A 10,668-nucleotide genomic window follows, 5' to 3' on the forward strand; every position below is an offset into this window, starting at 1 on the left:
AGCTTGTGCGAGGCCATCAGCCCTGCTGGGACAGGCAGCTTGCGAGCGACTGGGCGACGCCGTTCATCAGCTGGAAGTAGAGGTCCGGGCCGGCGGTCAGCGTGCCGGCTTCGGGGTCCAGGGTGCCGGATTTGGCGGTCGTGCCTTCCAGCACGACGTTGACCAGCTTCGGCTCGAACTGGGGTTCGGCGAAGACGCACGTGGCGCCGAGCTTTTCGATCTTGGCGTGGATTTCCTTCAGGCGCTGGGCGCCGGGAGCGGTCTCCGGGCTGACGGTGATCGAGCCGGCAACTGTGACGCCGTAGCGGTTTTCGAAATACTGGTAGGCATCGTGGAAGACGATGAAGGGGCGATCCTTGATCGGGGCGAGGGTGGCGGCAATCGCGAGATCCAGGGCGTCGATGCGGGCGTCGAGGGTCTCGCGGTTGGTGCGGTAGGTCGCGGCATGCTCGGGGTCGGCCTTTGCCAGCACCGTTTCGATCTCGGCCGCCATGGCCTTGGCGTTGCGCGGATCGAGCCAGGAATGCATGTCGAACTCGCCGTCATCGTGAGCATGCTTGGCGTCGTGAGCGTCGGCGGCGTCATGGCCATGAGCGGCTTCGGCCTCGTCGCCATCGTCATGCGGCTCGAACGGGCCGCCTTCGCGCTGCGGCAGCTTTTCGACACCCGGCGCTTCTTCGAGCGCGACGATGGTGGCCTTGGAGCCCAGCGTTTCCAGAGGCTTCTCCAGAAAATGCTCCATGCCTTCGCCCATCCAGAAGACGACATTGGCCTTTTGGAGCGCCGAGGCATTGGAGGGCTTCATGTTGTAGGTGTGGGGGGAGGCAGCGCCTTCCACGATCAGCTTCGGCTCGCCGACGCCGGCCATGATGGAGGCGACGAGCGAGTGGATCGGCTTGATCGACACCACCACATCGGGTGTATGGGCGTGGGCCGTGCCGGCTGCAAGAAATGCGGTGGCGGCGAGGATCAGCGAGGCGCGAGGGGACATGGAGAAGCTCCTGTAGGGTTCATGCGGGGTCCGACCGTCTCACGAGCGGCGACGAAGTCGCGGTTGGCGGGGCGATTGGGCCGTTTGTTCGGGCAAGACGTCGGCGGCGGTGAGGGAGGATGCCGGCGGCTTGTATTCTCAATGTTATGTTATTACATCAATTGCGTTATGCTATAACGTGTGGCATAGCCGCTGGCAACAGGGTCCTCCGGGAAATTTCCGATGTCCGAAACCGACGCTCATTCGCACACCGCGCCTGCCGTATCCCGTACGGGTGCGCCCGCGCGTACTGCTAACGACGCGCTCGTGACGCTGCGCGAGGTGGGCATTCGCCGGAGCGGGCGGTGGCTGGTGCGGGGCGTCGATTTTTCCGTTTCGCGCGGCGAGATCGTGACGCTGATCGGGCCGAACGGCTCGGGGAAATCCACGACTGCAAAGACGGCAATCGGCGTGATGAAGCCGGACGAGGGGCGGGTGGAAAAGATCGGGGGCCTGAAGGTCGGCTATGTCCCGCAGAAACTTTCCATCGACTGGACGCTGCCGCTGACCGTGGAGCGGCTGATGACGCTGACCGGGCCGCTGAAAAGCGCCGAGATTGCCGAGGCGCTGTCCTCCACGGGTATCCTGCATCTGGCGCGGGCGGAGGTCCAGCATCTCTCCGGCGGCGAGTTTCAGCGGGCGCTGCTGGCGCGGGCGATCGCCCGCCGGCCGGACCTTCTGGTGCTGGACGAACCGGTGCAGGGCGTGGATTTCTCCGGCGAGATCGCGCTCTATGATCTGATCAAGACCATTCGCAATAGAACCGGCTGCGGCATTCTGCTGATTTCGCACGACCTGCATGTGGTGATGGCGGAAACGGACACGGTGATCTGCCTCAACGGGCATGTCTGCTGCCGCGGCACGCCGCAGGCGGTGAGCCAGAGCCCGGAATATCAGCGCCTGTTCGGCGTGAAAGCTGCACAGACGCTGGCTGTCTACAATCACGATCATGACCACACCCATCTGCCTGACGGCCGCGTCCTGCATGCGGACGGAAGCCTGACGGACCATTGCCATCCGGAGGATGGCCATCATGAGGATGATACGGCCGTTCCGGACCACGTGCATGACGAAAGCTGCGGATGCGGCCACAGCCAGATCCGCCTGAAGCGGCTCGAACCGGGGAAGCGCGACCGTGCTTGACGATTTCTTCATCCGCGCCCTCATTGCCGGCGTCGGCCTGGCCATCACGGTCGGGCCGCTCGGCTGCTTCGTGGTCTGGCGCCGCATGGCCTATTTCGGCGACACCATGGCGCATTCCGCGCTGCTCGGCGTCGCGCTCTCATTGCTGCTCGACCTGAACCTGATGGTCAGCGTGTTCATCGTCGCGGCGATGGTCTCGCTGCTGCTGCTGGCGCTGCAGAAGCGCGGCGGGCTTTCGACGGATGCGCTGCTCGGCATCCTCTCGCATTCCTCGCTGTCGATCGGCCTCGTCATCGTCGCTTTCATGACGTGGGTGCGGATCGATCTCGTCGGGTTCCTGTTCGGCGACATTCTCGCCGTCTCCGAGGCCGATATCGACATCGTCTGGGGCGGAGGCATTCTCGTGCTGATGGCGCTGGTCATGCTCTGGCGGCCGCTGCTGGCCGCGACCGTCAATCCCGAGATCGCGGAGGCCGAGGGGCTGCATCCGGAGCGGTCGCGGCTGTTCTTCATGCTGCTGATGGCGCTGGTCATCGCCATTGCCATGAAGATCGTCGGCATTCTGCTGATCACCTCGCTGCTCATCATTCCCGCCGCCACGGCGCGCCGCTTTTCGGCCTCGCCCGAGATCATGGCGGTGTTCGCCTCGCTGATCGGCGCGGTGGCGGTGGTCGGCGGGCTGTTCGGCTCGCTGCATTTCGACACGCCGTCCGGCCCGTCGATCGTGGTCGCCGCCGTCGTCATCTTCGTCCTCAGCCTGCTGCCGATCGGCCGGCGCGGGCGGGACGGCACGCCGTTTTCACCGCCGGAAGGACATCACTGATGGAGCCACGCAAGCTGACCCGCAACCAGACGCTCGTTCTGGAGACGCTGACCCATGCCGAAGCGCCGCTCAGCGCCTACACGATCCTCGACAAGCTGCGCGACCACGGGTTTCGGGCACCGCTGCAGGTCTACCGGGCGCTGGAGAAGCTGACCGAATTCGGCATCGTGCACCGGCTGGAGAGCCTCAACGCCTTCGTCGCCTGCACCCATCCGCACGACCACGGACCTGAGAAGGCCGTGATTGCCTTTGCGATCTGCGAAGATTGCGGGCAGGTGAGCGAGATCAGCGATCCCGAGATCGAGGATCGGCTGGCGGTGCTGGCGACCAAGCAACAGTTCAAGACCGACAAGACGACCATCGAGATGCGCGGGCATTGCGGGAATTGCACGGCCTGAGAGCGATGGCTCAGTCCTCTTCGATAGGTGTGAGTTCAGCGGCGAATGTCTGCCAGTTGCGGACGTAGTTGTCGGCCGAGGCGCGCAGGCCGGCAATTGCGGCGTCGTCCAGCGTGCGCAGGACGCGAGCCGGGGCGCCGACGATGAGGGAATTGTCGGGAAACACCTTGCCTTCGGTGACGAGCGCATTGGCGCCGACGAGGCAATTGCGGCCGATGACGGCGCCGTTGAGGATGGTTGCGCCCATGCCGATCAAGCTGTTGTCGCCAATGGTGCAGCCGTGCACGATGGCGCGGTGGCCGATGGTGCAGCCTTGCCCGATCGCGACCGGGAAGCCGGCATCGACATGGACGACGGCGCCTTCCTGGATATTGGTGCGCGCCCCGACATGGATCGGCTCGTTGTCGCCGCGCAGCACGGCGCCGAACCAGATGCCGACATCCTCTCCGATCACCACATTTCCCACGACATGCGCATCGGGCGCGATCCAGTAGCGATCCGCAGGCGGGCAGGTGGGGCGACGTGTGCCGAGGGCGTAGAGGGGCATGTTGGCTCCGATAGTTCGGGCGAGGAAGTGGCCTGCGGGATGTCCCCGCAGGCTCGAATATTAAACGATGGTGACGGTGAGGTCGCCAAAGCCTTCGACGCCGCAGGTGACGACATCGCCGCGGTTGACGGCGCTGACGCCGGCGGGCGTGCCGGTGAGGATGATATCGCCGGCGGCCAGCGTGAAGAGCTTGGAGAGTTCCACGATGATCTCCGGGATCTTCCACGTCATCTGTGCGAGGTCGCCGTCCTGTCGGGTTTCGCCGTTGACGCTGAGGTGGATGCGGCCGCTGGCGGGATCGGGGCAATCTTCGGCCGCGACGAGCGGGGAGACGGGGCCGGAATGCTCGAACGCCTTGGCGGCGGCCCAGGGGTGGCCCTTGGTCTTGGCCTCTGCCTGAAGATCGCGCCGTGTGAAATCGATGCCGACGCCATAGCCCCAGACGCAGTCCATCGCGGTGGCCGGATCGATATCCGTGCCGCCAGCCTTCAGCGCGACGACGAGTTCGACCTCGTGGTGCACGTCGCTCGACTGCGCGGGGTAGGGGAAGCCGGCCGTCGGCAGGACGAGATTTTCCGGGTTCTTCTGGAAGAAGAAGGGCGGTTCGCGTGAGGGATCATGCCCCATCTCGATCGCATGGGCGGCATAGTTGCGGCCGACGCAATAAACGCGACGAACGGGAAACCCGGCCTCGCTGCCGCGAACGGGCAGAATGACGGGGGCGGGGGCGGGTATGACGGTGTTCATGGCAATCCGGATGCTGGTGATGACAGCGGCAGGATAGCACCCGCGAGAGGCGGCGGGGAAGACGGTGCGGTGATTTCGCGGTGTGGGAGCGTGAGGTGAGGCCGGTCGCTCCGGGATTTTCGCATCAGCATGCGTCTCGCCGCAAGCGAACCTTGCCGGCCAGCGCTGTCGTTTCCCTCAGCGGCAGGCGTAAGCCTGAAGCTGGGCGCGGTTGATAAAGGGGCCGCCGCTGCGGGTCTTACGGTCCGGATCGGTATATTCGAGGCTCGGCACATCGGGGAGGGCTAAGGCCTGGCGCACCGTCATGATGCCGACATCGCGGCGGTCCGTGCCACGCTTCACGCTGACTTCGACAATGCGGTACAGATTTTCCTCTACCATGACGTTCTCCCTCTGCCTCTTTTTTGCGATCCATCTTCTGCGACGTGTTTTCCGAATCAGGCATTTGCGGCCGTGAAGCGGGTTTTTATGAGGCACCTCACGATGAGCTTGCCAGAAACGATCCGATGCAACCAGAGAAAATTTCGCAAAATCGAAAATAAGCCCGTCATGCAAAGCAAATTTTGCCTCGATATGCTGCACTGCGAAAACAGAATGCCCTAGAATCGAGGTTTATTTCGGCGCTGCGGAACAAAAATCCTTCCTGGACTTTTCTTAGGGATACCTCACTCAACCCCGGAGCAGCGAAATGTCCGACATCAAGACAGGGTTTACCGCCGAACTGGAAGACAAGACGACCGTGGCCGCGAATGTGAAGCGCGCAACCGCCGCCGTTCAGCGCGAGGCCGGCGCCGTGGTCGCCTCGGCGCAGGATCACCGAGCGGCGACCGGGTCGGTGCTGCTGCTGGTGGGGGCTGCGGCCTTCGTCGCCGGTTATCTGCTGGGGACCGGACAGCGCCGGGATACGCTGGTTTCGCGGTACTGGCGATAGCGTTTTCGTCGGCGGCAAACGGGTTTGCCGCGGTATGGCGAAGGGCCAACCCGAGCAGCGGCAGAAAATCTCATCCCCCATCTTGTTTTTGCTGCAATGCAATATTATCTTGACGTTACCGAAGCACTCATCCTCCTCCCGGGTGCTTCGAGAGATCCGGGTCACCTCCTCCCGACCCTTGGATCCTTTCATAAAGCCTGCCGCACCTCCTCCCGCGGCAGGCTTTTTTCTTTTCCGGCGAGCGATGGCTGGATGCCTGTCGCAATGCCGGCTCTTGGCGCAATGCGCGCTGAGGGGTATGAGGGCGGGGACAGGCCCCAGCAACGAGACGGCACCATGACGGACATTGAGAACGCTTCCGAGACCGCGCAGGCCCGCATGTTCGCGCCGCCGGTGTTCGCCGTTGCCCCGATGATCGACTGGACCGACCGCCATTATCGCTATTTCGCGCGCCAGCTGTCGGCGCATGCGCTGCTCTACACCGAGATGATCGTGGCCGATGCCGTGCTGCGCGGGGACCGGGAGCGGTTGTTGCGGTGCTCGGTCGCGGAGACGCCGGTGGCGTTGCAGTTGGGGGGCAACGATCCGGGGAAGCTGGCGGAGGCGGCGCGGATCGGGGTGGGGTTCGGCTATAGCGAAATCAACATGAATGTCGGCTGCCCGTCCGACCGGGTGCAATCCGGCACGTTCGGCGCCTGCCTGATGCGGGAGCCGGAGGTGGTGGCGGACTGCGTGGCGGCGATGAAGGCGGCGGTTTCCGTGCCCGTGACGGTGAAATGTCGGATCGGCGTCGACGACCAGGAACCGGAGATCGCGCTGCGCGCGCTGCTCGACCGCGTGCGGGCGGCGGGCGTCGACGGCGTGTGGGTGCATGCGCGCAAGGCCTGGCTGCAGGGGCTTTCGCCCAAGGAGAATCGCGACATTCCGCCGCTCGACTATGCTCTGGTGCACCGGATCAAGGCGGAGAATCCCGATCTTTTCATCGGCATCAATGGCGGGCTTCACACGCTGGGTGATGCCTTGCTCCAGCTTCGTCATGCCGAGACGCATCTTGCTCTCGACGGCGTGATGCTTGGCCGGGCTTCCTATCATGATAGCGCGATGCTGACGGGCGTGGATGGGGCCTTTCCGCATCCGCTGACCGGGGCGGCGCCCGTTGCCGTCGATCCGGGTGAGTTCACCGAGGCGGGGCATCGGCGATCTGCGGATTTCTGGTGCGGCGTGCGGGATGCGATGATGGCCTATGCGGCCGGGCACATCGCTAGCGGCGGGCGGCTGGTGCATGTGACGCGGCACATGGTCGGCCTGTTTCAGGGCTGGCCGGGGGCGCGGCGGTTTCGGCAGATCCTCTCGGCCAATGCGACACGGGCGGGAGCCGGGCCGGAGGTGATATCGGCGGCGTTTGCTGCGGTGCTCTCGGTTGCTGGTGCTGGTGCCGGGGAGCGCGATGCTGCGGAGTGATTTCAAAGAGCGGTAAAAGAAAGAGGACTGCGGTTCCCGAACCTTTGAGGCTCAGTCTACCTTGCGCATGCCGACCGGGGAGATGGTCGCGCGGATTTTTTTCGATGCAATGCATGCCCGAAACACGGGGCGTGTCGCACCGACAGAAACGGCGCCACTGGGGCGCCGTTTCCGGATGTCGTCAGCGGCCGATCATGCAGCGCTGATGTTGACGGCCTTGGGGCCCTTGCCCATGCGATCCGGCTCGGTGTCGAAGGTGACCTGCTGGCCGTCCTTGAGCGTCTGGAGGCCGGCGGCCTGGAGAGCGGAGATGTGAACGAATACGTCCTTTGCGCCGCCTTCCGGAGTGATGAAACCAAAACCCTTGTCCTGGTTGAAGAATTTTACGATGCCTTTGGTGGCCATGGGGGATGTCCTCTGGTCTTCCCTTGAAGTGGTAACCGCACCCCCGATGCCGGGGAGGCGGGCGGTCATGCGTGTCGAAACAGGACACGCCGTCTGGATGTCACGTACGGGAGCAAAGAACGTCTACGCCCATGGGAGCCGCAAGGCCTTGCCGGCCATCCGCCCCATGCTGCCGTTCGGCCGTGTCCACAGCGGATCTCCCCACCGGAACGCCGCCGAGCGGCACAACCACATCAGTCCAGTCTCCGGGATGAACAGCCCGAACGGTATATTTCTGCCAGCAAATACGCGCCTTGGCAAGCGGCTCCGAATGGGGACGGATGAGAGAAAAAGGCCGGGCCTCCACATTTTCGTCGGATGCATGGCGGAGTGTCCCGAAGCGGTGCACAGCGGCAGGTCTGCGGCGCTCCAAGGGTTGATGCCGGCGGCCGGGGCGGGTACTGCAAGGGTGGCCGACACTGTATGAAAAGACCCGTGACATTTTGAAAGACGGGCAGACTGGCCGATACGGCGAGAGGATTGGGGGCAAGGTGATCGATCCCTATGCGATGCTGGGCGTGGAGCGCGACGCCGACGAGGCCGCGATCAAGACGGCCTATCGCCAGTTGGCGAAGACGGCGCATCCCGACCAGGGCGGCGACGTGGACGCCTTCGGCAAGCTGCAGGCGGCCTACGACCTGCTGCGCGATCCCGTGCGCCGCAAGATCTTCGACGATACCGGCTACGACCCGCAGCTCGCCGACCCGCGCGACCTGAAGGGGCTGCTGGTGATCGAGACGCTGGTTAACGAGGTCATCCTCGACGAGCGCGAGCCCGGCAGCTTCGATCCCGTGGCCGCCATGCGCCGCCGCCTGTCCGACGATATCGTCAAGAGCCGCTTCCATATTCTCGAACTGGAGCGCCACCGCGCCCGCGTGCGCCAGCACATGGACCGGCTGGGACGCCGCCCCGAGGCGGATGTGCTGGGGTCGATGCTGCGGTCACGCTCGCAATCCATCGCCGAGGCGATCCGCAGCGCGGAGGGGCAGATCGAGGTGATCGAACAGGCCTATCTGATGCTCGAGGGGTATCGGTATGAGCTGGAGGTGCTGCGGGCCGAGGAGCGGGATGAGGCGGCGGAGTGAGAGTAGGGAGTAGGGAGTAGGGAGTAGCGAATAGCGAATAGGATGTTGAAGGAAGGAAGGCCCTCTCTGGCCTGCCGGCCATCTCCCCCACAAGGGGGGAGAAGATTTGGGGTTTGCCACTCGATTCCGTTTTGTCTTTGTGCTTGATTTTGGTCCTGTTTCCCTACTCCCTACTCCCTACTCCCTACTCCCTACTCCCTACTCCCTACTCCCTACTCCCTACTCCCTACTCCCTACTCCCTACTCCCTACTCCCTACTCCCTACTCCCTACTCCCTACTGCCTACTGCCTACTGCCTACTGCCTACTGCCTATTCACTCACGCCTCGCCAAGCCGAAGTCGAGCGGCCGGCCCCGGGTCTTCTCCCCCCTTGTGGGGGAGATGGCCGGCAGGCCAGAGAGGGTTTTTCTTTCAAACCTCACCCGCAAACGCCTCATCATCCCCATCCCCCTGAGCCTCCTCCTCCCGCCAGAAAGCCCGAAACTCCGCCATCAAGGGGTCTCCGCGGGGCAGGCGGCGGGCGGCGAGGGTGAGGGCGGCGCGAATCTGGTCGCCGGTGTCGTCGGTGTCGATAGTGCCGCTCCAGGCCTTGAGCACGCCCGGCTCCAGAAGCTTCTCGATGTGCATCAGTAAGCCGAGGATCAGCAGGAATTCCCCGCGAAATCTGTTTTTCGCTTCCATGATGCAGCGGGGAAAGCAGGTTTCGGGCTGCCAGAAGGGAATGTCCGGGTCGGGCACTGTCGCGCCGGGCAGGCTGCAGCCGCGGTGACGGCGGCAGCGGGCGCGGTGGCAGAGGAAGGCCGGCGCAAGCAGCATATCTGCCACCGCGCAGGCGGGGTTCGGGGGTGAAGGCCGGACGGGCGGGACGGCCTCGGTCGGTCGGGCGCTGGCCGGTTGGGCGCTGGGCGGCGCGATGCCGGGGGATGTCGGATCTCGTCTGGACATGCGGTCTCCTTCACGCAGGCGGTTTTGCCGCGTGGTCTGGCGCATCGATGCTGGACCGGCTGTCGGGCCGGAATTTCGGACGGGGCGCTGGAAGCTGCCGCGTTGATAGGTAAAGTAATGACACCTTCCGGCGCCCCGTTCGGCGGTTTATGCCCGCAAGTGCCTCTCTGCCGGGATCCCGACCGCCCGGAGGGGCAGGACGGGATGGCGTTGCATGCCGCGAAGGCAAACCCGAACCCATTCGCACCGTCGCTTGCGCGAGGCGCTGCCGTTTCGGGGGGAGGCCGTGTTGCGGACCGTGTTGCGGGAGGCGCACGTCGTTCCTCCCACCCCACAGCCGGCTCCGCCTCGCCGGCACGCCTGCCGGTGTATCCGAGAGCGGAACGGGGCCAGTATGGGGGCGGGCCCGGGCGGCGGGGAAAACGGCACGTGCAAATTTGGGTGGTGTGGCGCGTTTCGGCTTCGCCCGATCAGGCCGATGCGGGGGCGGAAACAGGAAGGAGGCAGGACCGTTTCCGGCCTGCCTCCTTGTTTTCAAACAGATTTTCGAACGGTCGGGATCAGCTGTAGCCGCCCTTGGCGCGCTGCTCGGCGGCTTCGCGCTGGGCGGTCTCCAGATCGTCCTCACCGTTCTTTTTACCCGTCACTGCGATCTCCGGTTTCCCGCTGCGACCGGACCCTTCGCCGCCGGTGGAATGGGCGCGGGGGATCTGCGCGCTGTCGAAATAGGTGCGGAACGCGGCGATCTTGCCATCCGCCTCTTCCAGCACGCTGACGCCGCCATAGTCGAAGGCCTCGCCATCGATCGAACCGCGGCTGCGCCATTCGAGAAAGGCAACGCCCTCCGTCTGCGTGACGGCGCGGAACTCGGAGGCAATCTCGTCGAAGGCATCGCGATAATGCGACCAGAACGTCTTCGCCGCATCCACCCCGCCATCGTCATAGGACACCAGCGGATTGGACAGGCTGGCATCGTCTGCGAACAGGCTGGCGATGGTGTCGGTATCGCGGTCGGATTCGAGGCGGTGGAGGGCGGAGATGAAGGTGTCGGCGAGTGCGGGCATGGGGCGCTCCTGAGGTTTGGGCTCGGGAGGGAACTGGGGTGGGGGTGGGT

At 64.7% G+C, this 10,668-nt stretch carries 13 protein-coding genes; 6 read left to right on the top strand and 7 right to left on the bottom strand.

Annotated elements, in window-relative coordinates; all coding sequences use genetic code 11:
- Positions 1–16 precede the first annotated feature (16 nt).
- Positions 17–991, bottom strand: coding sequence for a zinc ABC transporter substrate-binding protein ZnuA (gene znuA, locus G8E10_RS22665; protein WP_167130780.1), 975 nt, complete (start codon positions 989–991; stop codon positions 17–19).
- A gap of 222 nt (positions 992–1,213) precedes the next feature.
- Here znuA and G8E10_RS22670 point away from each other — a divergent pair, with 222 nt between their 5' ends.
- Genes G8E10_RS22670 through G8E10_RS22680 form a run of 3 tightly spaced genes read left to right on the top strand, consistent with a single transcriptional unit; the run spans position 1,214 to position 3,394 of the window.
- Complete coding sequence (locus G8E10_RS22670) at positions 1,214–2,173, top strand: ATP-binding cassette domain-containing protein (RefSeq protein WP_167130781.1); 960 nt, start codon at positions 1,214–1,216, stop codon at positions 2,171–2,173.
- A complete protein-coding gene (locus tag G8E10_RS22675) occupies positions 2,166–2,996 on the top strand; it encodes a metal ABC transporter permease (RefSeq protein ID WP_167130782.1) in 831 nt (276 codons plus the stop codon). The genes G8E10_RS22670 and G8E10_RS22675 overlap by 8 nt, the downstream gene beginning before the upstream one ends.
- The gene (locus G8E10_RS22680) at positions 2,996–3,394 is read left to right on the top strand and encodes a Fur family transcriptional regulator (protein WP_110799072.1); all 399 of its coding nucleotides are present in this window, start codon (positions 2,996–2,998) and stop codon (positions 3,392–3,394) included. Before G8E10_RS22675 ends, G8E10_RS22680 begins: the two co-directional genes overlap by 1 nt.
- A gap of 10 nt (positions 3,395–3,404) precedes the next feature.
- Here the strand turns inward: G8E10_RS22680 and G8E10_RS22685 are convergent, their stop codons facing one another.
- The 3 genes from G8E10_RS22685 to G8E10_RS22695 all read right to left on the bottom strand — a co-directional run bounded on the left by G8E10_RS22685 (position 3,405) and on the right by G8E10_RS22695 (position 5,069).
- Complete coding sequence (locus G8E10_RS22685; RefSeq protein ID WP_167130783.1) at positions 3,405–3,941, bottom strand: gamma carbonic anhydrase family protein; 537 nt, start codon at positions 3,939–3,941, stop codon at positions 3,405–3,407.
- A gap of 60 nt (positions 3,942–4,001) precedes the next feature.
- Positions 4,002–4,688 carry a fumarylacetoacetate hydrolase family protein gene (locus G8E10_RS22690; RefSeq protein WP_167130784.1) on the bottom strand — a complete coding sequence of 229 codons (687 nt, stop codon included), beginning with the start codon at positions 4,686–4,688 and terminating at the stop codon, positions 4,002–4,004.
- Between the two features lie 177 nt (positions 4,689–4,865).
- The gene (locus G8E10_RS22695; protein WP_110799069.1) at positions 4,866–5,069 is read right to left on the bottom strand and encodes a hypothetical protein; all 204 of its coding nucleotides are present in this window, start codon (positions 5,067–5,069) and stop codon (positions 4,866–4,868) included.
- A 307-nt stretch (positions 5,070–5,376) separates the two neighbouring features.
- On the opposite strand from G8E10_RS22695, the gene G8E10_RS22700 reads away from it, so the two are divergent.
- Both G8E10_RS22700 and dusA read left to right on the top strand, forming a co-directional pair.
- Complete coding sequence (locus G8E10_RS22700) at positions 5,377–5,619, top strand: hypothetical protein (protein ID WP_167130785.1); 243 nt, start codon at positions 5,377–5,379, stop codon at positions 5,617–5,619.
- Between the two features lie 336 nt (positions 5,620–5,955).
- Complete coding sequence (gene dusA / locus G8E10_RS22705) at positions 5,956–7,080, top strand: tRNA dihydrouridine(20/20a) synthase DusA (RefSeq protein ID WP_167130786.1); 1,125 nt, start codon at positions 5,956–5,958, stop codon at positions 7,078–7,080.
- A 192-nt stretch (positions 7,081–7,272) separates the two neighbouring features.
- On the opposite strand, the gene G8E10_RS22710 is transcribed toward dusA, so the two are convergent.
- A complete protein-coding gene (locus G8E10_RS22710) occupies positions 7,273–7,485 on the bottom strand; it encodes a cold-shock protein (RefSeq protein WP_092984081.1) in 213 nt (70 codons plus the stop codon).
- 548 nt (positions 7,486–8,033) lie between these two features.
- Between G8E10_RS22710 and G8E10_RS22715 the strand changes: the two genes are divergently transcribed.
- On the top strand, positions 8,034–8,609 hold the full coding sequence (locus G8E10_RS22715) for a J domain-containing protein (protein ID WP_110799458.1): 576 nt from the start codon (positions 8,034–8,036) through the stop codon (positions 8,607–8,609).
- A gap of 411 nt (positions 8,610–9,020) precedes the next feature.
- Here the strand turns inward: G8E10_RS22715 and G8E10_RS22720 are convergent, their stop codons facing one another.
- Positions 9,021–9,554 carry a hypothetical protein gene (locus G8E10_RS22720; RefSeq protein WP_167130734.1) on the bottom strand — a complete coding sequence of 178 codons (534 nt, stop codon included), beginning with the start codon at positions 9,552–9,554 and terminating at the stop codon, positions 9,021–9,023.
- Between the two features lie 560 nt (positions 9,555–10,114).
- Positions 10,115–10,618, bottom strand: coding sequence for a nuclear transport factor 2 family protein (locus G8E10_RS22725; protein WP_167130788.1), 504 nt, complete (start codon positions 10,616–10,618; stop codon positions 10,115–10,117).
- Positions 10,619–10,668 lie beyond the last annotated feature (50 nt).

Source organism: Ferranicluibacter rubi, from assembly GCF_011603255.1.
Taxonomy (GTDB): domain Bacteria; phylum Pseudomonadota; class Alphaproteobacteria; order Rhizobiales; family Rhizobiaceae; genus Ferranicluibacter; species Ferranicluibacter rubi.

Coding starts and splice junctions, on each gene's coding strand:
- znuA (WP_167130780.1), bottom strand. CDS start 991: ATGTCCCCTCGCGCCTCGCTGATCCTCGCCGCCACCGCATTTCTTGCA.
- G8E10_RS22670 (WP_167130781.1), top strand. CDS start 1,214: ATGTCCGAAACCGACGCTCATTCGCACACCGCGCCTGCCGTATCCCGT.
- G8E10_RS22680 (WP_110799072.1), top strand. CDS start 2,996: ATGGAGCCACGCAAGCTGACCCGCAACCAGACGCTCGTTCTGGAGACG.
- G8E10_RS22685 (WP_167130783.1), bottom strand. CDS start 3,941: ATGCCCCTCTACGCCCTCGGCACACGTCGCCCCACCTGCCCGCCTGCG.
- G8E10_RS22690 (WP_167130784.1), bottom strand. CDS start 4,688: ATGAACACCGTCATACCCGCCCCCGCCCCCGTCATTCTGCCCGTTCGC.
- G8E10_RS22695 (WP_110799069.1), bottom strand. CDS start 5,069: ATGGTAGAGGAAAATCTGTACCGCATTGTCGAAGTCAGCGTGAAGCGT.
- G8E10_RS22700 (WP_167130785.1), top strand. CDS start 5,377: ATGTCCGACATCAAGACAGGGTTTACCGCCGAACTGGAAGACAAGACG.
- dusA (WP_167130786.1), top strand. CDS start 5,956: ATGACGGACATTGAGAACGCTTCCGAGACCGCGCAGGCCCGCATGTTC.
- G8E10_RS22710 (WP_092984081.1), bottom strand. CDS start 7,485: ATGGCCACCAAAGGCATCGTAAAATTCTTCAACCAGGACAAGGGTTTT.
- G8E10_RS22715 (WP_110799458.1), top strand. CDS start 8,034: ATGCTGGGCGTGGAGCGCGACGCCGACGAGGCCGCGATCAAGACGGCC.
- G8E10_RS22720 (WP_167130734.1), bottom strand. CDS start 9,554: ATGTCCAGACGAGATCCGACATCCCCCGGCATCGCGCCGCCCAGCGCC.
- G8E10_RS22725 (WP_167130788.1), bottom strand. CDS start 10,618: ATGCCCGCACTCGCCGACACCTTCATCTCCGCCCTCCACCGCCTCGAA.